18 protein-coding genes and 1 tRNA gene are annotated in these 20,537 nt (G+C 64.6%); 6 read left to right on the top strand and 13 right to left on the bottom strand.

Going from position 1 to position 20,537, the window contains the following annotated elements; all coding sequences use genetic code 11:
* Positions 1–15 precede the first annotated feature (15 nt).
* The gene (locus tag ACZY1F_RS05960; RefSeq protein WP_463940807.1) at positions 16–975 is read right to left on the bottom strand and encodes an aldose 1-epimerase family protein; all 960 of its coding nucleotides are present in this window, start codon (positions 973–975) and stop codon (positions 16–18) included.
* A gap of 151 nt (positions 976–1,126) precedes the next feature.
* Here ACZY1F_RS05960 and galT point away from each other — a divergent pair, with 151 nt between their 5' ends.
* Positions 1,127–2,299: a galactose-1-phosphate uridylyltransferase gene (gene galT, locus ACZY1F_RS05955; protein ID WP_463940805.1), complete on the top strand. Its 1,173-nt coding sequence runs from the start codon at positions 1,127–1,129 to the stop codon at positions 2,297–2,299.
* An 83-nt stretch (positions 2,300–2,382) separates the two neighbouring features.
* Positions 2,383–3,525: a galactokinase gene (galK, locus tag ACZY1F_RS05950; RefSeq protein WP_463941132.1), complete on the top strand. Its 1,143-nt coding sequence runs from the start codon at positions 2,383–2,385 to the stop codon at positions 3,523–3,525.
* 102 nt (positions 3,526–3,627) lie between these two features.
* Here galK and ACZY1F_RS05945 read toward each other — a convergent pair whose 3' ends face one another.
* Positions 3,628–4,527, bottom strand: coding sequence for a Bax inhibitor-1/YccA family protein (locus tag ACZY1F_RS05945; RefSeq protein WP_463940803.1), 900 nt, complete (start codon positions 4,525–4,527; stop codon positions 3,628–3,630).
* 491 nt (positions 4,528–5,018) lie between these two features.
* Here ACZY1F_RS05945 and ACZY1F_RS05940 point away from each other — a divergent pair, with 491 nt between their 5' ends.
* From ACZY1F_RS05940 to ACZY1F_RS05925, 4 genes are read left to right on the top strand one after another with little or no spacing between them, the layout of a single operon-like run.
* Positions 5,019–6,305 (top strand): branched-chain amino acid ABC transporter permease, encoded by a 1,287-nt coding sequence (locus ACZY1F_RS05940; RefSeq protein WP_463940802.1) that lies wholly within the window; start codon positions 5,019–5,021, stop codon positions 6,303–6,305.
* Between the two features lie 9 nt (positions 6,306–6,314).
* The gene (locus tag ACZY1F_RS05935) at positions 6,315–7,283 is read left to right on the top strand and encodes a branched-chain amino acid ABC transporter permease (RefSeq protein WP_463940801.1); all 969 of its coding nucleotides are present in this window, start codon (positions 6,315–6,317) and stop codon (positions 7,281–7,283) included.
* Complete coding sequence (locus tag ACZY1F_RS05930) at positions 7,280–8,299, top strand: ABC transporter ATP-binding protein (protein WP_463940800.1); 1,020 nt, start codon at positions 7,280–7,282, stop codon at positions 8,297–8,299. Before ACZY1F_RS05935 ends, ACZY1F_RS05930 begins: the two co-directional genes overlap by 4 nt.
* A complete protein-coding gene (locus ACZY1F_RS05925) occupies positions 8,296–9,066 on the top strand; it encodes an ABC transporter ATP-binding protein (protein WP_463940799.1) in 771 nt (256 codons plus the stop codon). The genes ACZY1F_RS05930 and ACZY1F_RS05925 overlap by 4 nt, the downstream gene beginning before the upstream one ends.
* Before the next feature lie 167 nt (positions 9,067–9,233).
* Here the strand turns inward: ACZY1F_RS05925 and ACZY1F_RS05920 are convergent, their stop codons facing one another.
* The 11 genes from ACZY1F_RS05920 to ACZY1F_RS05870 form a co-directional block, all read right to left on the bottom strand.
* Positions 9,234–10,580: an ABC transporter substrate-binding protein gene (locus tag ACZY1F_RS05920; RefSeq protein WP_463940798.1), complete on the bottom strand. Its 1,347-nt coding sequence runs from the start codon at positions 10,578–10,580 to the stop codon at positions 9,234–9,236.
* Positions 10,581–10,791: 211 nt separating this feature from the next.
* Positions 10,792–10,865 (bottom strand) — tRNA-Leu (locus ACZY1F_RS05915).
* 20 nt (positions 10,866–10,885) lie between these two features.
* Complete coding sequence (locus ACZY1F_RS05910; protein ID WP_463940797.1) at positions 10,886–11,830, bottom strand: N-acetyltransferase; 945 nt, start codon at positions 11,828–11,830, stop codon at positions 10,886–10,888.
* Positions 11,831–11,937: 107 nt separating this feature from the next.
* The gene (locus tag ACZY1F_RS05905; protein WP_463940796.1) at positions 11,938–13,437 is read right to left on the bottom strand and encodes an NAD(P)/FAD-dependent oxidoreductase; all 1,500 of its coding nucleotides are present in this window, start codon (positions 13,435–13,437) and stop codon (positions 11,938–11,940) included.
* Positions 13,438–13,475: 38 nt separating this feature from the next.
* Positions 13,476–14,852 (bottom strand): S8 family serine peptidase, encoded by a 1,377-nt coding sequence (locus tag ACZY1F_RS05900; RefSeq protein WP_463940795.1) that lies wholly within the window; start codon positions 14,850–14,852, stop codon positions 13,476–13,478.
* 34 nt (positions 14,853–14,886) lie between these two features.
* The gene (locus ACZY1F_RS05895) at positions 14,887–15,834 is read right to left on the bottom strand and encodes a Ppx/GppA phosphatase family protein (protein WP_463940794.1); all 948 of its coding nucleotides are present in this window, start codon (positions 15,832–15,834) and stop codon (positions 14,887–14,889) included.
* The gene (locus ACZY1F_RS05890) at positions 15,831–16,502 is read right to left on the bottom strand and encodes a DUF501 domain-containing protein (RefSeq protein ID WP_463940793.1); all 672 of its coding nucleotides are present in this window, start codon (positions 16,500–16,502) and stop codon (positions 15,831–15,833) included. Before ACZY1F_RS05890 ends, ACZY1F_RS05895 begins: the two co-directional genes overlap by 4 nt.
* Positions 16,503–16,530: 28 nt before the next feature.
* Complete coding sequence (locus ACZY1F_RS05885) at positions 16,531–17,196, bottom strand: FtsB family cell division protein (RefSeq protein ID WP_463940792.1); 666 nt, start codon at positions 17,194–17,196, stop codon at positions 16,531–16,533.
* A 135-nt stretch (positions 17,197–17,331) separates the two neighbouring features.
* Complete coding sequence (gene eno, locus ACZY1F_RS05880; protein WP_056343550.1) at positions 17,332–18,612, bottom strand: phosphopyruvate hydratase; 1,281 nt, start codon at positions 18,610–18,612, stop codon at positions 17,332–17,334.
* Positions 18,613–18,743: 131 nt separating this feature from the next.
* Positions 18,744–19,322 (bottom strand): MazG nucleotide pyrophosphohydrolase domain-containing protein, encoded by a 579-nt coding sequence (locus tag ACZY1F_RS05875; RefSeq protein WP_463941131.1) that lies wholly within the window; start codon positions 19,320–19,322, stop codon positions 18,744–18,746.
* Positions 19,323–19,383: 61 nt separating this feature from the next.
* Entirely contained in the window at positions 19,384–20,535 is a 1,152-nt protein-coding gene (locus tag ACZY1F_RS05870) for an adenosine deaminase (protein WP_463940791.1), read from the bottom strand.
* Positions 20,536–20,537 lie beyond the last annotated feature (2 nt).

Here is a 20,537-nt window from a genome sequence, read left to right as displayed (position 1 = left end):
CCTTATGCGAAACGGCTACCCGGCCTCGCCCAGCAAAGCTTCGATCCCCCAGGCCATCGTGAACGCTTCCCCGGCCGGGAGCCAGCGCAGCCCGTCACCGGAGTTGAAGGCGTTGGCCGGACCGGTCATGGGTTCGATGGCCACCGCCTTGGGCCTACCGGGCAGTTCAGTTGTCACAAAGATGTGGACGTAGCCGCAGGATTCGTCCTGCCACAAGGTGACGCTGCGGCCGTCAGGTGCGCTGAGCACATGGCGGGCCGCCCCGCCGTCGAACGTCAGGTCAGTCAGGGCGACGTCGACCTCGAGGTCCCCCAGCCGTTGGCCGCTGCGGAAGTCACTGTCCCCGCTGACGGGCTCCGCGCTGCGCGGGATCAGGCGTTCGTCCGCCACCAGGCGGGTGCCGGCGACGACGGTCAGGGTCAGCTGGTCAACGTCCACGTCGCCCAGCCGCAGGTAAGGGTGGGCGCCCAGGACGAACGGCGCCGGGGCACTGGAGTCGTTGACCAGTGTCTGGCGGACTTCCAGGCCAAGGTTCTCAGCGAGAAGGTACTGGACCCGGTGCCGCACCAGGAAGGGGTAGCCATGCTGCGGGTAGACCGTCGCCTCGAGGGTCACTGAGTATCGCGATTCATCAACCAGGCTGTAGGCGGAGTTGCGGAGCAGTCCGTGGCTGGCGTTGTTCCGTGAAACCTCCGTGATGTCCAGCTGCTGCTTCTTTCCATCGAGGTACCAGACCCCGTCCTCCACCCTGTTTGCCCAGGGCGCGAGAGTGATCCCGGCGGCGCCGGGGGAAATCTCGGCGTCCCCATAGGTCTCGGTGAGCAGGACACCGGCACGGCTGTACAGCCGCAGGCCCGCCGCCAGCTCAGTCACAACGGCCAAGGCGTCACCCCTGCGGAGTTCGTACTGCCGGCCGGTGGCGTAGGTCTGGAATCCGGCGGGAATGCCCGCGTCCGGGGTTGCACTCGAAGTCATGAGCACCACGGTAACAGGGGGCACGGCCAGCCTGGCTTTTCCCGTAAATGTTATCTTTTGTGTGAAACTATTCTTTTTTGAGCGGAATATGGGATAATCGAGGCAACGGACGCCCGCCATCTGCCGGCACCAGCACGCAAAGGACCCCGCCATGACAGGTATCACCACCACCACGCTCGCCGATGGCCGGGAGCTGATCTATTTCGACGACGGCGCAACCGCCCAACCCCGCACAGCGTCCACCACCACCGATCACCGATCCCTGCCGGAGCGCGGTGAGCCCGGCGAAGTCCGGTTCGATGCCCTCACCGACGAGTGGGTGGCCGTCGCGGCCCACCGGCAGTCCCGCACGCACCTCCCACCCGCCGACCAGTGCCCCATCTGCCCCACCACGCCGAACAACCCCTCCGAGATCCCTGCGCCCGACTACGACGTTGTGGTGTTTGAAAACCGCTTCCCGTCGCTGGGTCCGGCGGTGGGATCCGTGCCGTCCGCGCCGGCCTGGGGCACCGCGGGCCCCGCCTACGGACGCTGCGAAGTAGTGGCATTCACGCCCGAGCACACGGGATCCTTCAGCGGCCTGAGTGAGTCGCGCGCCCGGACTGTTGTAGAGGCGTGGGCGCACCGCACCGAAGCCCTCAGCAAACTGCCGGGGATCAAGCAGGTGTTCCCGTTCGAAAACCGCGGGGCTGACATCGGCGTCACGCTTCACCACCCGCACGGCCAGATCTATGCGTACCCTTACGTCACACCCCGCGCTGGGGTCATCGGAGCGGCCGCACGCAAGTTCTATGATGGGTCCGACGGGCGCCAGACGCTCACTGGATCGCTGCTGCAGGCAGAACGGGAGGACGGGAGCAGAATGGTGATGGAGGGCGAAAACTTCAGCGCCTACGTGCCATTTGCTGCCCGCTGGCCGCTCGAGATCCACCTGGTGCCGCACCGGCAGGTACCCGACCTGGCCGCCTTGAGCGGGGAGGAAAGGGACGAACTGGCGCATGTCTACCTTGACCTGCTCAAACGGCTCGATGCGCTGTATCCGACGCCAACACCGTACATTTCAGCCTGGCACCAGGCCCCTATTGACGACGTCCTGCGCCCCGCCAGCTACCTGCATCTCCAGCTGACATCGCCCCGCCGGGCAGCGGACAAGCTCAAGTTCCTGGCCGGCTCCGAGGCCGCCATGGGTGCCTTCATCAACGACACCACCCCGGAAAGCGTCGCGGAGCGGCTCCGTGCCGTAGTGGTGCCGGCGTCCAGCCATTCCCCTGCCCCAACGTCCCCCGCCCCTCTGGGGGCACTGCCTGAAGGAGCACACGCGTGAGCGCCTCCCCTGACCCATTGACTGCTCCGCTGGCCAGCCCGCCGAAACCCGGCACCGCGAACCCGCGCACGGCACAGCCCGGCATGGCGGATCTGGCCGCCCGTTTCGAGCAGGCGTTCGGCAGGCTGCCCGACGGCGTCTGGCAGGCGCCGGGACGTGTTAACCTCATCGGCGAGCACACCGACTATAACGAGGGTTTTGTGCTCCCGTTCGCGATCGACAAGACCGCACGGGTGGCTGTCGGAGTCCGTCCGGACTCCACGGTCAGGCTCCTATCCACTTACGGCGACCACGGCATGGTCACCGCCGACCTCGGCTCTTTGGCCGCGGCTTCCGCCAAGGGCTGGACGAAGTATCCGCTCGGTGTCATGTGGGCACTGCAGCAGCAGGGCATCACCGTTCCCGGGGTGGATCTGCTGCTTGATTCCAACGTTCCCCTGGGTGCCGGCCTGTCGTCGTCGCACGCAATCGAGTGCGCAGTCATCTCGGCGCTCAACGACCTGACGGGCGCCGGGTTGGAGGCGGAGGAGATGGTCCTGACCACGCAGCGCGCTGAGAACGATTTTGTCGGCGCACCCACTGGCATCATGGACCAGTCAGCGTCGCTGCGGGGATCAAAGGGGCACGCCGTGTTCCTGGACTGCCGCGACCAAAGCGTTCAGCTGGTTCCCTTCGAAGCAGAACCCGCGGGACTGGTGATGCTGGTCATCGACACCAAGGTCTCCCACTCACACTCCGACGGCGGCTACGCCTCCCGCCGTGCGTCCTGCGAACTGGGCGCTGAGGTTCTGGGCGTCAAGGCACTGCGTGACGTCCGGTTGGAGGACCTGGAAGAGGCCGCCGGCCTCCTGGACGAGGTCACTTACCGGCGGGTGCGCCATATCGTGACCGAAAACGACCGCGTGCTGCAGACCGTGGAGCTGTTGGCCAGTGCGGGCCCGGGTTCCATCGGTGCCCTGCTGGACGCCAGCCACGTTTCCATGCGGGACGACTTTGAGATCTCCTGCCCGGAGCTGGATCTGGCGGTATCCACCTCCCGCGCCAACGGCGCAATCGGCGCCCGGATGACTGGCGGCGGCTTCGGCGGTGCAGCGATTGCGCTCACCCCGGTGACATCGGAGCAGCAGGTGCGCGCCGCCGTCGTGCGTGCATTCTCGGACGCGGGCTATACGGCACCTGACATTTTCACCGTGACCCCGGCGGCTGGAGCCATGCGCATTTCGTAGCGCGGATACCCGCAAAAAGAGGGCCCTACCCGATGCGAAATGCATCGGCGGGGCCCTCTTCTATTTGGTCGGAATTACGACGGCGGAGGCCGGGTTCTGCTGTCAGTCCTCGCCGCGGAGGATGGCCAGGACGCGGATGATCTCCACGTAGAGCCAGACCAGGGTGACGGTCAGGCCGAAGGCTGCGGTCCACGAGAAGCGCTGGGGTGCACCGCTCTGCACACCTGCTTCGATGCTCGTGAAGTCCATCACCAGGGAGAACGCGGCCAGACCGATAGCCAGGATGCCGATGACAACACCAATAATGCCGCTGCGCATTCCGAACATCCCGGTCTGCAGGCCCGTCATCATCATCACGAGGTTGACCACGGAGAACAGGCCGTAACCCACCATGGCGATCATAAAGAACTTCATAGCCTTGGGCGAGGCACGCACCTTGCCGCTCTTGAACAGGAGCAGAGTCACCGTGAACACAGACAGCGTACCGATGACAGCCTGCAGCCCGACGCCCGGGTACATCAGGTCGAGCACGCGGGTGAGTCCGCCGAGGAACAGGCCTTCGAGCCCGGCGTAGGCCAGGATCAGGGCGGGTGAGGGCTGCTTTTTGAACGTATTGACCATCGCCAGGACGAAGCCGCCCAGTGCGCCGACGATCATCAGGATGCTGGCGAGCCCCATGCTGACGAACATCGTCACTGCGGCACCTGCCAACAGGACGCCGAGGCAGGCAGCTGTCTTGACGATGACGTCGTCGTACGTCATCCGGCCGGTGTCCGCGGGGCCTGCAGCCGGCTGGTTGTACATCTGGCGTAGCTGCTCATCGGTCATGTTCTGCTGCTGGCCCCAACCGTTCTGGGGATCCATGACCTGGCCGGGAGCCCGCTGGCCGTAAGGCTGCTGGCCGTACTGGGCCTGTCCGTAGGGTGCCTGCGGGACACGCGGTGCCTGCGTTGCTCCACGGAAATTCTTTCCGTTGAAGATCGGGTTTCCGCCAAGTGCCATTGCTGGTGTCCTCCAAGTAAGGGTTGAGTCGTGATTTACGAACCACGCTACCAATATCTACGCGCTCACGCCCCAATAAGTTCCCCGTCCACGGCGCCGAAACGCAACCGTGATGCATCCGCAGGGACAGTCGCCCGCCTCGCGGGCCGCGCGCAAGCCACGACGTCGCCTGCGGAATACCGTTGATCAACAGAAGTTGATTCGCGAACACTTCGCCAAGGCGCCAGAGCTGTAATGCAGTTGTTATGCGATTGCTACCGGACGGCCTCCTCTCAGTCTAAAATTTGCCCCTGACGAGCTGTAACATAAACCACACGCGGTGACGGATATCACAATCAGGCCCCCAACCCGTAGAAACACCACCATCCGTCCCGTGACGTTTGCAGCGGTTGCAATGGCGCACCCCTGGCCACCCCACCCAAGTGGAGGATTTGAACTTGAGAAGTACACCCAAAGGCTTGCCGCACAGACGGCCGGGCGGATTGCTGAGAATGATAGGGGCCGTCTTTGCCTCTGTCGTGGCAATACTGCTCGTCGTCGCCCCGGCATCACAGGCCACTTCGCCGTCTCCGACACCATCCCCGTCGATTACGACCTTCCAGAACAACATCAGCGGCTTCCTAAGGGATGACGCTCGCGCCCCCATCGCCGACGTCACCATAACGGCCAGGAGCGGGGACTTCGAAGGGACCGCCAAGTCCGCGGCCAACGGGTCCTGGAGCATTGGGGTCCCGGTCCAAGGCACTTATGAGATCGAGCTGGACGAATCGACCCTGCCAGAGGGCATCAAGCTCGCGGACGGCCAGGAAAACCCCCGCAGCGTAACGTTCAGCCAGACCTCTAACCTCTCCGTGATTTTCGCCTTCGGTAAGGGGATCGTGGTCCAGCAGCAGGACTTCGGCCAGAACCTCCTCAACCGGCTCGTAGCGGGGTTGAGCTTTGGGCTCTTGCTGGCGCTGGCGTCCGTGGGGCTTTCCCTGATCTTCGGAACCACGGGGCTGACTAACTTCGCCCACGGGGAAATGGTCACCCTCGGCGCTGTGCTGGTCTTCGCCTTCAACGCTATCGGCCTTCCTTTCTGGCTGGCGCTGATCCTTTCGCTCCTCGGCGGCGGCCTCTTCGGCTACGTCCAGGACGCCGGACTCTGGAAGCCGCTTCGCCGCCGCGGAACGGGCCTGGTGCCCATGATGATCGTCAGCATCGGGCTCGCCCTCGCCGTCCGGTACGTCATCCAGTTCTACTTTGGCGGCGCCACGCAGCAGCTTCCGTTTGCCCAGAGCACCGAGATTCAACTGGGTCCGGTGTCAATCTCTCCCAATAATCTCTGGTCCCTCGTCATCAGCGCTGTCGTGATCGCCCTGATCGGAATCGTCCTCTTGAAAACCCGGCTGGGCAAAGCCACCCGCGCGGTGGCCGACAACCCCGCCTTGGCGGCTGCCTCGGGCATCGACGTCGATTCCGTCATCCGGATTGTCTGGGTTACCGGCGGCATGCTGGCCTCCCTCGGCGGAATCCTTTGGGCCTACTACCGGCCAGGCGTGACCTTCGACATGGGTTCGCAGATCCTGCTGCTCATCTTCGCCGGTGTGACCCTGGGCGGCCTCGGCACCGTCTTTGGCGCCCTCATCGGATCCATCATCGTCGGCATCTTCGTAGAGCTGACCACCGTTTTCGGCCTCGCTGCCGACCTCAAGTATGTGGGAGCACTGTTCATCATGATTGTTGTCCTCTTGTTCCGGCCCCAGGGCATCCTGGGTCGTCGCGAGCGCGTGGGTTAGGAGACAGCCATGGACTTCGGATTCATTCTCTCCAGCGCTGCCGGCGAGCTCTTCAGCCCGACCACCGCGGCCTACGCACTTGCTGCCCTCGGACTGGCCGTCCACTTCGGCTACTCAGGCCTGCTGAACTTTGGCCAGGCCGGGTTTATGGCGGTAGGCGCCTACGGTTTCGCCATCTCGACGCTCACATTCGGTGTGCCCTTCTTTGTGGGACTGCTCATCGCCGTGATCTGTTCCGCCATCTTCGCCTTGCTGCTCGGCATCCCTACCCTGCGGCTGCGAGCTGACTACCTGGCCATCGTCACTATCGCGGCCGCGGAAATCGTCCGCTACATCGTCACCACCAATCAGCTGACCGCGGTCACGGGGTCAGCAAACGGACTGGCCGCCTTCGAAGGCAGCTTCTATGCCATGAACCCGTTCCCGGCGGGCTCGTACGTTGGCATGAACAACCGGGACTTCTTCATCCGAGTTGTTGGCTGGGGCCTGGTCATCATCTGCTGCACCCTGGTGTGGCTGCTGATGAGGAGCCCCTGGGGCCGCGTACTCAAGGGCATCCGCGAGGACGAAAACGCGGTCCGGTCCTTGGGCAAGAACGTATACGCCTACAAGATGCAGGCCCTCGTCATCGGTGGCGTGCTCGGCGCCCTGGCGGGCATGATCTTTACGCTCCCCCGTGGCGCGGTCCAGCCGGCCAACTACGGCACCGAATTGACGTTCTTCCTCTACACCTGTCTGCTGCTCGGCGGCCTCGGCACGGTGTTGGGACCCGTCATCGGCGCGATGATCTTCTGGGTGGTGCTGTCCCTCACACAGGGCATCCTGTACGGCCTGATCGAATCCGGCGCAGTCACCTGGCTGAACACAGTCCAGGCCGGCCAGCTGCGTTACATCCTTGTGGGTGTCGCACTGATGCTGCTGATGATCTTCAGGCCCCAGGGCGTCTTCGGCAACAAGAAGGAGCTGGCGTTCGCATGAGCACGCAAAGCGAAGAACCCCGTCCGTCGGAGGAAATTGACTTCATGACGGACACGCGTCCGATCGCCGCCGGGGACACCGCTCCCGGCTGCAAGAAGCGCGATCCGATCGTGGTGGCGGAAAACGTCACCCGCAGCTTCGGCGGCATCAACGCCGTCGACGTCGAATACCTGGAGATCCCGAGGCACAAGATCACAGCGCTGATCGGCCCGAACGGTGCAGGTAAGACCACCCTTTTCAATCTGCTGACCGGATTCGATATGCCGAACTCCGGCAAATGGGAGTTCGAAGGCAACAGCCTTGCAGGGGTTTCACCCTACAAAGTGGCACGGATGGGGATGGTGAGGACCTTCCAGCTGACCAAGGTCATGGGAAAGCTCACCGTCATGGAGAACATGCGGCTCGGCGGTTCGGAACAGCCCGGTGAGCGCCTCTCCAAGGCGCTGTTCAAAGGCCTCTGGGGCGGACGGGAGAAGGAGATCACTGCCCAGGCGAACGTCCTGCTTGAGAAGTTCAAGCTGGACGCCAAGAAGGACGACTACGCTGCCTCGCTTTCCGGAGGCCAGCGGAAACTCCTGGAAATGGCACGTTCGCTGATGGTCAGGCCCAAGCTGGTCATGCTGGACGAGCCCATGGCAGGCGTCAACCCGGCGCTGACCCAGTCCCTCCTGGACCACATCAAGAACCTCAAGGCGGAAGGCATGACCGTGCTTTTCGTGGAGCACGACATGAACATGGTGCGCCATATTGCCGATTGGGTGGTGGTGATGGCGGAAGGACGGATCGTTGCCGAGGGCCCTCCTGGCGAGGTTATGAAGAATCCGGCAGTTATCGATGCGTATCTGGGAGCCCATCACGACGTTGACCTTGGCGACGCCGAGGGCATCAAGGAACTTGCAGCCGAGCTGGTGGCGGACGAAGAATCGATTGTCGGTACTGAGAACGCGGGCATCATCGCCATCGATGTCGTCGCAGAATCAGACGAACCCCGCCATAAGACGAAGGACAGCGAATGAGTGCCACGAGCGCGGCTCCGGCCGCAAGCACCGCAGACTCCCACGACTCCGTAGTTAAGGTGACGGACCTGGTCGCCGGGTACCTTCCGGGTGTGAACATCCTGAACGGCTGCAGCATCGAAGCCCGCAAGGGTGAACTGATCGGCATCATTGGCCCTAACGGCGCCGGCAAATCGACGCTCCTCAAGGCCATGTTCGGTCTGGTCAAAGTCCATTCGGGCACCGTTGTGGTTCGCGGCCAGGACATCACCGGGTTGAAGGCGAACAAGCTGGTGACGAAGGGGGTGGGATTCGTCCCGCAGAACAACAATGTGTTCGCCGCGTTGACCATCGAAGAGAATATGCAGATGGGCATGTTCCAGCGCCCCAAGGACTTCGCCGAGCGCTTTGATTTTGTGACCAGCCTGTTTCCCGAGCTCGGCAAGCGCCGGGCCCAGAGGGCAGGGTCGCTCTCCGGCGGCGAACGTCAGATGGTGGCCATGGGACGGGCGCTGATGATGGAACCCGCCGTCCTGCTCCTTGATGAGCCCTCCGCAGGCCTCTCCCCTGTCAAGCAAGACGAAACGTTCCTGCGGGTGCACGAGATCAACCGGGCAGGGGTTTCCGTGATCATGGTGGAACAGAATGCCCGCCGCTGCCTGCAGATCTGCGACCGCGCCTATGTGCTGGACCAAGGCAGGGACGCTTACACCGGAACCGGGCGGGAACTGATGAAGGACCCCAAGGTCATCCAGCTCTACCTCGGCACCTTGGCGGACGAGGTCTAAGCCGCCTCGTCCAGCCACCGTCCAGGAGCTGCAGAAGGGCCGTCACCGTCAGGTGGCGGCCCTTCTGCGTGGCTGGCATGGTTCCCCTGGTGTCTCCCTTCGCGCACCCAAAAAAGAACCCCCGCCCGGTGCAATCCGGGCGGGGGTTCTTTGTGCAGGAAGCGGCTTTACAGCTTGCCGAATTCTTCCTTGGACGGTGCGTACTTATTGTCGTCCTGGTACTCGTAGATGCCGATGTAGGCTTCCGTCGGGTCGCCGGCGTCGGAGAAGGTCACCGGACCTGACTGGCCGTCGTAGTCGATGTCCTTGCCGTTGCGGAGCAGAGTGACGCAGGAGGCGAAGTCGGTGCACTTTTCACCGGACTCCGAGACTGCCTTGAGCTGCTTGGCAATCTCAACGCCGCTGGTGCTCTTGGCGGCTTCGGTGGCGAGGGCAATCAGGTTCACAGCGTCGTAGGACTCACCTGCGTAGCTGTAGTCCTTCAGGGCCGGATCGACGGCAAGCAGTTTCTTCTTGAACGCATCCTTGGCGAACGTGCCCGGGATGGTTCCCTGGGCGCCCTTCAAGGTGCCGGCCTGGAAGTCCTTGCTGTAGTCGGAGGTGTTGCCGTCTACAAGGAACATCTGGGTGGGCTTGACGCCCTTGCCTGTCATCAGCGGCACGATGCTCTTGGCCTGGTCAAATGTGATCAGGGCAATTGCGTCGGGCTTGGCCGCGATGACCTTGTCCACCTGACTGCTGAACTGGGAATCGCCCTCGTTGAACAGCTCTTCCGCAACCACTTTGCCACCGGCCGCTTCGAAGGAAGACTTGACGTTCTTGGCAAGGCCGGTTCCGTAGGCGTCGTTGAGGACGATCATGCCCACCGTCTGCGCACCACAGGTGGCCATGTAGTTGCCCAGGACCTTACCCTGCAGGACATCTGAGGGTGCTGTGCGCCAGTAGAGGCCCTTATCATCCCAGGTGGTGAAGTCCGGGGAAGTGTTGGCGGGCGAGAACTGGATAACACCGGCACCGGTGATCTGGTTGATGACCGTCTTGGAGACACCGGACGATGCGGCGCCGATGATGGCGCTGACGCCCTGGCCGAGGAGGGCGCTGGTGGACTGCGTGGCGATATCTGTCTTGGTGTCGCCGGAGTCGCGGTGGATCACTTCCACAGGCTTACCCAGGACGCCCCCGGCATCATTGACTTCCTTGACGCCAAGGTTGACACCAGCGATCTCGGGCGGCCCGAGGAACGCCAGGGAGCCGGTGGTGGGGAGCAGGGAACCCAGCTTGAGCGGCGTCTCCGTGACGGTGGTTGCAGCCGGAACAGCGCCGCCGGCGCTGGCCTGTGCTGTGCTTCCGGGAGCCGCGCCGGGAGCGGGGCAGGAGATCCCAGTTGCTGACGTGGTGGTTTCTGTCGAGCTCGGGGTGGAGGTACCACCACAGGCTGTAACCAGAAAGGCGACGCCGACGCTAAGCGCTGTGAGCTTGGCAAGACGGGGTGCCGCCGGGGAAAGTGAAATCATTGACAATCTCCTGGATCGAAAGGTGCGAACGGCCTTTGACGCGGATGATCAGGTGTTCCTGATTTAACTTCAAGCTAATGCAAATCCGCGGAGGATATAAGTGACTGAGGTCACATCCTTATAACAGTCGTTGCATATGCGGAATCAACGGAGACGGTGCTCCGTCCGAGGTCATGCGGGAGCCCGCCAGGCGCCGCGGGGGAGAAATTTGTACCCCAGGTGGGACTCGAACCCACAACACGCGGATTTTAAGTCCGCTGCCTCTGCCAATTGGGCTACTGGGGCGCCCGGTCTATGCTATCCCGTCATTCGCCCGCAAGCGGCTCGGCATACCGGAACGTCCCGTGTACACCGCCGGGCCATAGTGCCAGCGGGAGGAGCTGGAAGTGGTCACCCCAGCCTTCGTCGGGCGCCAGGACGCCGAAGGACGCGGCCGGGACAAAGCCGAAGCGCGGGTAGTATTCGGGGCTGCCCAGCAAGGCAATCCCACCCTCCCCTGCTGCGTTGGCCCGGGCGATGGTGTCGTTCATGAGGGCTGTGCCGATCCCATGGCGCTGGAGCCTGGGTGTCACACCAATGGGTCCGAGCCCCAGCAAGCCGTAGTCGCCCACCCAGCCCCGTGTGCTGATCACATGGCCGACTATTTCGTCGTCGAGCACCGCCACCACGCTGAACCCGGGCAGATAGTCGTCGCATTCGAAGAGCTGGCGGAGCACTTCGACTTCCCCAGGCTCCCCATCCACCGGCAGGCCTGTGACCGGCGAGACTGCGAACGCATCGGCCGTCAACGCAAGGATCTTGTCCCTGTCCGCAGCCGTCTCGTTCCGGAGCACCAGCTCGGGCCGCGGCACGTGCCGGCTGGCCGCTGACAGCTCGGCGAGTGCTTCGACGGCGCGTGGTGCGTCCGCCACCGGCACGAGCAGGTGGTCGTGGTGGAAACCGGCCAGCACATTACAGCTGATCCTGGCGTCGGTCAGGGCTTTCCCGACGGCGGCGGTCAAGCCGACAGCTTCCAGCGCAGAGTGCACCTCCAGGGTGATCCACGCCGCCACAAAGTCGTAGTGCAGCCCCAGGCTGTCCGCCCTGTCCCGCGGCAGGACCACAGTCAGGCCCTCGGCCTCGCGCACGGCAGCTTCGATGCCCGGCTCGAGCGGCCTGCCGTGCGGCCACAGGACGTAGACGTACTCCCCCTCCCGCAGTACCGGTTTCAATGTTGCCAGCAGGGTCTGGAGGTTATTTTCGCCAGTCATGCTGACAGTCTAGAAGGGACTCACGGCGGGATACACAAAACGGCGGCCATCCCCGCATGGGGACAGCCGCCGTCGGGCGTTACAAATGCTCGGTCAGGATGCCGGTGTTACTTGGCGTCCGCCGTGACCGACTGCTTGGGGTCCACGCTGGTGGCCTCCGCAGAGCCCGGCGTTGCCGCTCCTGCGGATGCTGCCGGCGTGCTGGCCGCCGGAGCAGGCGCAGCCGCTGCAGGCTTGGGCGCCGGCGTGGCAGCGGCCACGAAGGCGCCGCGCGGGTTATCGAGATCGATCAGCTGGGTGGTGTCGCGGCCCATGAAGAACGCGAGGATCCAACCCATGATGACGCGGACCTTGCGCTCCATGGTGGGCATGGCCATGCCGTGGTAGCCGCGGTGTGCCAGCCAGGCGAGCGGGCCCTTGAGGCCGATGCGGCCCAAGAGGTTGATGTTGGCGACGCCCTTCCACTCGCCGAAGCCGGCCACAGCACCCAGGTTCTTGTGCTTGTAGTCCTTCAGCGGCTTGTCCCAGCGCGAAGCCCACAGGTTCTTGGCGAGGCGCTTGGCCTGGCGCAGTGCGTGCTGGGCGTTCGGGACGCAGGTGCCGTCCGGCAGGCCGCTGCCCGTGAGGTCCGGCACTGCGGCGATGTCGCCGGCAGCCCAGGCGTTGTCGATGATGCCTTCATCGCCGGCAATGCGCAGGTCCGGCAGGACGCGGACGCGGCCACGCGGTTCCAGCGGGAAGTCGGAGGAGCGGATCATCGGGTTGGCCTGCACACCGGCAGTCCAGACGAGTGTGTCGGCTTCGAATTCCTGGGCCAAGGACTTGTCCGGGAGGTTGATGAGCTTCAGGGAACCCTCAGCGCTGTCCAGGGATGTGTTCAGCAGGACCTCGATGCCGCGGCTGCGGAGGTGCTCCACAACCCATTCGGCCTGCGGTGCCGTGACCTCGGGCATGATGCGGCCCATGGCTTCAACCAGGACGAAACGTAGTTCTTCCTGGCGGATGCGGGGGTTGTTCTTGACCGCGGCGCGGGCCAGGTCTTCCATTTCGGTGATGCACTCGATGCCGGCGAAGCCGCCACCAACAACCACGAAAGTCAGTGCCTTGGCGCGCGCAGCCGGATCCGCGATGGTGGACGCCGCCTCGATGCGCTCGAGCACCTTGTTGCGAAGGGCCACAGCCTCTTCGATGGTCTTCAGGCCAATGCCCTTATCCGCCAGGCCCTTGATGGGGAATGTGCGGGTGATGGCGCCTGCGGCCACCACGATGTCGAAGTAGGGGATCTCGATGTGCTCTCCGCCGTCCGCCGGCGCCACCACGGCGGTGCGGTTGGCGTGGTCGATCGAGGTGACGCTGCCCTGGATGAGTTCAGTCTGCTTCAGGTGCTGGCGGTGCGAGACCACTGCGTGGCGGGCCTCGATGTTGCCGCCGGCCACTTCCGGCAGGAAGGGCTGGTAAGTCATGTAGGGCAGTGGATCCACGAGGGTGACGATGCCACCGGCATTCGCGATCTTCTTCTGCAGTTTGAGTGCTACGTACAGGCCGACGTATCCGCCGCCGACGACGAGTACCCGGGGACGGTCCTGGAGCTCTGGGGTGGTTGCCATGATTTAAGGATACAACAGTTTGTGAAAATCTTCACTAACTACGTTTTGCCGCCGGAATCCACGGTTTGGAAGGCTCCGGTATCGGGTTCTTCGCGCGCCGTTCCTGGGTTTCGGGCCGCCCGGCGCAGCTGGATGACGGCCGCTGCGATGATCGCCAGGAATAGTGCCGCTGAACCGATCACGACGGCGGCGCCAACGGCACTGTCACGCTGTGAAGGCGCCTCCGCCGCGGGCACAGTGGGCTCGGGCAGCGTGGGAACGGCACTGGCCACTTCGTCGGTGGGCACCGGCGCCGGCGCACCAAGATTGCCCCTGCGGTGTACCCGGATCCAGTCCGAGATGGAGCCGAGCGGGTTGACGGCGACTTCCGGGACGGAGTCCTTCAGGGCAGCCTCGGCGTTCAGCACGCCAAAGCCGTACAGCGGGTCTTTGCCGGCCGGACCGGCGTCCTTGGCTGTGCTGACGATTCGGTTGATGACCTGCTTGGCGCTCATCTCCGGCCATTTGGAACGGATGAGTGCGGCCACGCCGGCAACGATCGGGGCAGCTCCGGACGTTCCCGCCCATTCTGCGTAGCCTCCGCCGGGCATCCCGCCCAGCAGGTTTTCGGCCGGGGCCGCCACGCCGATGCTGATCCCCTGGGAGGACGAGTCGACGCTTGCTATGCCCTTGCGGTCCAGGCCGGCGACCGTGAGGACACCCGGGATGGTGGCGGGCGCCCCGACCTGGAGGTTGCCGCCCACGCGGTTGCCTGCCGCGGCCACGATCACCACATCTTTCTGCTCGGCATAGAGGAATGCCGCATCCCAGCTCTGGGGCCACTGCGGTGTGGCGCTGCCCAGTGAAATGTTGATGACTTTGGCCCCGTTATCCACGGCCCACCGGACAGCTTCCGGGATCTGGTCCTGATCGCTCTTGCCTGCGGGGTTGGCGGAGCCGAGCCATGTTGACACGGACAGGATCTCAGCTTCAGGAGCCACGCCAATCATGCCGTCCGGACCGCTGGCCGGTGCCTTGCCGGGACCCGGCGAAGCAGTGGCGCCGGCGGGCTGGTGTCCGCGCCCGGCCAGTATGGTCGCTACCAGGGTCCCGTGTTCCGGCTTCACCCCCAGGCTTTTCTGCCCGTTGGGCGTGCCGGCCCCGGACACGTCGAAGCCTCCGGTGACGGCGCCTTTCAGGTCAGGGTGCTGGGCATCCACGCCGCTGTCGATCACGGCGATCTTGACACCGGCGCCCTTGGAAACCTCCCAGGCCTTGGTGATTCCGGATTCGCCAAGCCAGTACTGTTTGTCGCGGTCAGCGTCGGCCGTGGCCGCAGGCGCCAGGGTGAGCCCGGCGGCCAGGCTGACGCCTGCCAGGGTCATCGCCAGGAGAGCTGACGCGGCCCGGCGGAACCGTGCGGTTGCTCTGGTCATGTGGGTTCCCATACGTGGTTGGCTGCTGGCCTGGTTAGTGGATGCTCAGGGCAATTCCGTCAAGAATATCGTGTTCGCTGGCGGTGGCAGTCACTATCCGGCCCGCGGTGATTTCATTCAGCCGTTCGAGGATGCGCCGCCACACCAGCCCCCCGGCGCCCATCACGTCGACCCGGCCGGGGTGCATATACGCCAGTTCGGCACGTTCTCCCCTGGTCATGTGGAGGAGGTCGGTGGCGGCTTCGGTGATGGTGCCAAGGGACAGTTCCGCCCCGTGGATGGCCGCCGGCGAATACGCCGGAAGCCGCAGGGCGTGGGCGGTGATGGTCGTGATCGAGCCGGCCACCCCGACGACGGCGGTGGCGCGTTCGAGTGGAACGTCCAGTCCCGCCAGCGCAATGGCGGCGTCGACGTCGGCTTCCGCGGCGGCGATCTGTTCCGCCGTGGGCGGATCGTCCTTCAGGTGCCGTTCGGTCAGCCGGACGCAGCCGACATCCACCGACTTCGCGGCGGTGACACCGCCGGCGGTACCGAGGACGAACTCGGTGCTTCCGCCGCCAAGGTCAACGACCAGCACGTGCTCGCCGTCAAGGACCGGCAGGACGCTGCTGGCCCCGGCGAAGGACAAGGCAGCTTCTTCATCGCCCGAGATGACCTCAGGCTCAACGCCCAGCAGGTCCCGGATCCCGTCGACAAAAACCTGGCGGTTGCGTGCGTCCCGGCTGGCCGACGTTGCCACAAAACGGATGGACTCGGCACCGTGTTCGCGGATCATTGCCGCGTAATCCGCGGTGGCCGCGAAGGTGCGCTCCAGCGCTTCAGGGGCGAGTTCGCCGGTGGCGTCCACGCCCTGGCCCAGCCGGACAACCCGCATTTCCCGGACAACGTCGGTGAGCTTCGGCGCCCCGTTGCTGCGGTCGATGTCGGCGATGAGCAGGCGGAGGGAGTTCGTGCCGCAGTCGATGGCGGCGACGCGGGTCATGCCCCTGCCCCGTCGGTTCCTGCGGTTTTGCGGACCGGAGCGGGCCGGCCCACGATCTCCGGCAGGCCCTGGGGTCCGTGTCGGCTGAGATCCTTCGACGGAGCCTCCCCCGCGGTGTCCCAGGCGCCGTCGCAATAGCAGCGGTCCGTGGTCCACCATTCGCTGATTCCGGCGATGGCCTCATCTCCCAGCGGATTCACGCCGGGCCCGGCCGCGAGCGAATGGCCCACCAGGACGTGGAGGCATTTGACCCGGGTGGGCATGCCGCCGGCGGAGATGCCGTCAATCTCGGGGACGGACCCGATGCCGGAACGCTCGCCGATGGCCGCGCGGGCTCCGAGATAGTCTTCGTGTGCTGCACGGTAAGCGGCCGCGAGCGGCTCGTCGGCGCTCAGGCGTTCATTCATGTCGTTCATCAGCCCGGCTGCTTCCAGCCGGGAAACCGCCGACGTGACGACTGGGTGCGTCAGATAGAACGTGGTGGGAAACGGTGTCCCGTTGCTCAGCCGCGGCGCCGTGGCGGCGACGAGGGGGTTGCCGCAGACGCAGCGCGCCGGGATTTCCACCACATCGCGCACGGGCCGTCCCAACTGCCTGCTGAGTACTTCAAGATCGTGTGCTGATGGCTGGCGGGACTTCTCCGGCGCAGTCGCCGTGTTTTTTTCCACTGGCGCGGGCCATCCTTCCTCTAGCTGTTCAGTCTGTGGCCGCACGCCTGATGGACTCCCACAGGGAATCCACCCACGGCAGATCGGCGGGGTCTTGTGCTGCTGTGGCGGTCAGGCTACTGCTAGTTCCAGCCGGCAGATCGCTGCCGAAGACCCAGTAGCCGGATTCACCCGGCATAACCATGTTAATGCGGTCGCGGGCCTGCTGTTTCACGTAGTTCGGGTCCTGCCACCGTGAGATCTGCTGCCGCAGGCCGTCCTGCTCGGCCTGGCGGGCGGCGATATCGGCGCTGAGGGCCGCGAGTTCGGCGCGTTTGTCGAAGAAAATCTTCACGGTAGGTGCCAGCATGATGGTGATGGCAATCATGACCACGGCCAGTGCCAGCATGCGCCCCGAGAACGCCTTGGCGGGGACGGGCTGGGTTTCGTCCGGCGTGGTGTCAGGCTTCGGCGTCTTGCCCGCGGCGATACCGCCGTTGCCCTTCCCCTGGCCTGTGCTGGCCGTGCGCCCGGTGTTCGTTGTGGACGCTCCGGCGTTCAACGCCGTGCCGGTTTTACCCTTAGTCCCGCCCTTTGCGCTGCCGGATGTACCGCCAAAATCGGCGCGGATGACGCCTGCTTCTTCCTTGGCTGGGTCCGTGGCGGCCTGATGCCTCGAAGCGGCCTTGGGAACTTTGGGACGGCGGGTAGCCATGACACTCCTGAAACGTGCGGCCTGCCTCTGGCCGCAACTCTGCGCTTGATGCCGGCTCAATCAATGCCGGCTAAAACAAAAACCGGTGGCTATGGTCTTTCAACCATAGCCACCGGTCAGAGGTTTATGCGGCTACTAGCCCTTGAAACGCGGGAAAGCGCTGCGGCCGGCGTAGCGGGCGGCGTCGTCGAGTTCCTCTTCGATGCGCAGCAGCTGGTTGTACTTGGCGACTCGCTCGGAGCGTGCCGGGGCACCGGTCTTGATCTGGCCGGCGTTGGTGGCCACCGAAATGTCGGCAATGGTGGTGTCCTCGGTCTCGCCGGAGCGGTGCGAGGTGATCGTGGTGTAACCGGCGCGCTGGGCCAGGCTGACGGCGTCCAGCGTTTCGGTCAATGAACCGATCTGGTTGACCTTGACCAGCAGCGAGTTGGCGGTCTTGGTGTCGATGCCGCGCTGCAGGATGGCCGGGTTGGTGACGAAGAGGTCATCGCCCACGAGCTGGACTTTGTCACCGATACTGTCGGTGAGGGTCTTCCAGCCGTCCCAGTCGTTCTCATCCAGGGGATCCTCGATGGAAACCAGCGGGTAGTCGGCCACAAGCTCTGCGTAGTAGGCGCTCATCTCGGTGGCGGACAGCGCCTTGCCTTCGAACTGGTAAGCACCGTCCTTGAAGAACTCGGAGGAAGCGACGTCCAGGGCCAGGGCGATGTCCTTGCCCGGGGTGTAGCCGGCGTTGGTGATGGCTTCCTGGATCAGGTCCAGGGCTGCACGGTTGGACGGCAGGTTCGGCGCGAAGCCACCTTCGTCACCGAGGCCGGTGGACAGGCCCTTGGCCTGAAGGACGGACTTGAGGTTGTGGTAGACCTCAACGCCCCAGCGGAGGCCCTCGGAGAAGGTCTCGGCGCCGATCGGGACAATCATGAATTCCTGGATGTCCACGTCGGAGTCGGCGTGCGAGCCACCGTTGAGGATGTTCATCAGCGGAACTGGCAGCACGTGCGCGTTGGGGCCGCCCAGGTACTTGTACAGGGGCAGGTCTGCGGAGGCGGCAGCTGCATTGGCAACGGCCAGCGAAACGCCCAGGATGGCGTTGGCGCCGAGCTTGGCCTTGTTGGGCGTGCCGTCCAGGTCAATCATGGCCTGGTCGATGCTGCGCTGGTCGGTGGCGTCGAAGCCGGTCAGTGCCGGAGCGATCTGGTCGATGACAGCGTCAACGGCCTTCTGGACACCCTTGCCCAGGTAACGTCCCTTATCTCCGTCACGGAGCTCAACAGCCTCGTGCTCACCGGTGGAGGCACCGGAGGGTACTGCCGCGCGGCCGATCTGGCCATCTGAGAGCAGTACTTCAACTTCTACGGTCGGGTTTCCGCGGGAATCGAGGATTTCGCGGGCGTGGATGGCATCGATAAGCGCCATGGATGTGCTCCTTATGGGCGATTTTGGGGGAACGAACAGCTGGAAAAAGCGTTAAATCTGGGACGTCCTCGTCAGGACCAAGCCTAGTCGAGAGTGGTACAGGTTACGGAACCCTATCCATCACCCGGACGTCATGATGGTGCCACGAACTGCCGCCGGATGGCGCCCCGGAGGGCACGTTCGGCGTCGAATCCACTGGCACGAGCAGAGCCGACGACGGCGAGCAGCAGGTCGCCGAGCTCCTCCTCTGTCGTTGCGGTCTCCACTTCCGGGGTTTCGGCAAGCTCAACAGCGGATCCGGCCCGCGAGGCCCGGTCAAGGAACTTCTGCGCCTTCGCCAGTGCCGGCAGGGCGTCCGGGATCCCTTCAAAGGGCCCCGTCCGCTCCGGGCGTTCCGCAGTCTTCACGGCGTCCCACTTACGGACAATCTCCGCCACCGAGGCAGGGAAACTGTCCTGCAGCGTGCCGTCGGGCCGGAAGACATGCGGATTGCGGCGGACCATTTTGGCACTCAGCCCGCGCGCGACGTCGTCGAACGTGAACGCACCGCGCTCCTCGGCGAGCCGGGCGTGCAGCACCACCTGAAGCAGCACATCTCCCAGTTCGCCGCGGAGCTCGGCGTCATCCGCGCCGGTCTCGACAGTTTCGGCAAACTCGAAGGCCTCCTCCAGGAGGTATTCCACCAACGAGGCATGGGTGAGGGCGGCCATCCACGGGCAGTGCTCGCGCAGCTGGGCCAGGACGGCGACCAGCCGATCGATGGGAGCCGGCTCAGCCAAGGTTGTCGTAGGCGTCGTTGATGTACTCCACCAACGCTTCCTTCTCTTCAAGCGGCAGGAAGGATGCCTCGGCAGCGTTGAGCGTGAGCTCCAGCAGGTCGTCGAGGTCGTAGTCGAAGGTTTCCACGAGGAGCTCGAACTCGTCCGTCAGGGTGACGCCGCTCATCAGCCGGTTGTCGGTGTTGATGGTGACGTTGAAGCCCAGCTGGTACAGCATGTCCAGCGGGTGGCTCTCGATGCCCTCGCCGAAACCGGCGATCGCCCCGGTCTGGAGGTTCGATGACGGGCAGATCTCCAGGGCGATGCCGCGGTCGCGGATCCAGCTGGAAAGGTCGCCCAGGGTGACCAGCCCGATGCTGTCCTCGTCGCTCACGGCGGCGTCGTCTTCGTCGTCGTCGAACTCCACCATGATGTCCTCAGCGATGCGGACGCCGTGGCCCAGTCGAAGTGCCCGGCCGTCAACGAGGGCGGACTGGATGCTTTCGAGTCCGGCGGCCTCGCCGGCGTGCACCGTCGCGGGGAAGTTGTGCTCGGCGAGGTAGGTGAAGGCGTCCTTGAACCGGGACGGGAGGAAGCCGTCTTCAGCTCCGGCGATGTCGAACCCCACAGCGCCTTGGTTGCGGTGGCGGACAGCCAGTTCGGCGATTTCCTGGCCACGGTCTGCGTGGCGCATGGCGGTGATCAGCTGGCCCACCTGGATTTCGCGGCCGCTTTCGGTCACGGCGTCCACGCCGGCTTCGAGGCCTTCCTGGACTGCTTCAACAACCTCGTCCAGGGACATGCCCTTCTGGAGGTGCTGCTCCGGTGCCCAGCGAACTTCGCCGTACACCACGCCGTCGTCCGCCAGGTCCTCCACGAATTCCCTGGCGACGCGGATGAGGCCTTCCTTGGTCTGCATCACGGCGACTGTGTGGTCGAACGTCTCCAGGTAGCGGACCAGCGAGCCTGAATCGGCGGACTCGCGGAACCACTCTCCCAGGGCTACAGGATCGGTGGAGGGCAACGTGTGGCCAACGGCCTCGGCCAGTTCGATGATGGTGGCTGGACGGAGACCACCGTCCAGGTGGTCGTGAAGCGAAACCTTCGGCAGGCTCTTCAGGTCGAAATCGATGGCAGGGGCAGCGTCAACAATAGGCTCAGTCACCT

It is taken from the genome of Pseudarthrobacter xylosi, from assembly GCF_055412765.1.
This window is presented reverse-complemented; position numbering and strand designations above follow the sequence as displayed.

Coding starts and splice junctions, on each gene's coding strand:
- ACZY1F_RS05935 (WP_463940801.1), top strand. CDS start 6,315: ATGGACTTCGGATTCATTCTCTCCAGCGCTGCCGGCGAGCTCTTCAGC.
- ACZY1F_RS05905 (WP_463940796.1), bottom strand. CDS start 13,437: ATGGCAACCACCCCAGAGCTCCAGGACCGTCCCCGGGTACTCGTCGTC.
- ACZY1F_RS05920 (WP_463940798.1), bottom strand. CDS start 10,580: ATGATTTCACTTTCCCCGGCGGCACCCCGTCTTGCCAAGCTCACAGCG.
- ACZY1F_RS05910 (WP_463940797.1), bottom strand. CDS start 11,830: ATGACTGGCGAAAATAACCTCCAGACCCTGCTGGCAACATTGAAACCG.
- ACZY1F_RS05900 (WP_463940795.1), bottom strand. CDS start 14,852: ATGACCAGAGCAACCGCACGGTTCCGCCGGGCCGCGTCAGCTCTCCTG.
- ACZY1F_RS05875 (WP_463941131.1), bottom strand. CDS start 19,322: ATGGCCGCCCTCACCCATGCCTCGTTGGTGGAATACCTCCTGGAGGAG.
- ACZY1F_RS05930 (WP_463940800.1), top strand. CDS start 7,280: ATGAGCACGCAAAGCGAAGAACCCCGTCCGTCGGAGGAAATTGACTTC.
- ACZY1F_RS05895 (WP_463940794.1), bottom strand. CDS start 15,834: ATGACCCGCGTCGCCGCCATCGACTGCGGCACGAACTCCCTCCGCCTG.
- ACZY1F_RS05960 (WP_463940807.1), bottom strand. CDS start 975: ATGACTTCGAGTGCAACCCCGGACGCGGGCATTCCCGCCGGATTCCAG.
- ACZY1F_RS05885 (WP_463940792.1), bottom strand. CDS start 17,196: ATGGCTACCCGCCGTCCCAAAGTTCCCAAGGCCGCTTCGAGGCATCAG.
- galK (WP_463941132.1), top strand. CDS start 2,383: ATGGCGGATCTGGCCGCCCGTTTCGAGCAGGCGTTCGGCAGGCTGCCC.
- ACZY1F_RS05945 (WP_463940803.1), bottom strand. CDS start 4,527: ATGGCACTTGGCGGAAACCCGATCTTCAACGGAAAGAATTTCCGTGGA.
- ACZY1F_RS05940 (WP_463940802.1), top strand. CDS start 5,019: ATGATAGGGGCCGTCTTTGCCTCTGTCGTGGCAATACTGCTCGTCGTC.
- galT (WP_463940805.1), top strand. CDS start 1,127: ATGACAGGTATCACCACCACCACGCTCGCCGATGGCCGGGAGCTGATC.
- eno (WP_056343550.1), bottom strand. CDS start 18,612: ATGGCGCTTATCGATGCCATCCACGCCCGCGAAATCCTCGATTCCCGC.
- ACZY1F_RS05925 (WP_463940799.1), top strand. CDS start 8,296: ATGAGTGCCACGAGCGCGGCTCCGGCCGCAAGCACCGCAGACTCCCAC.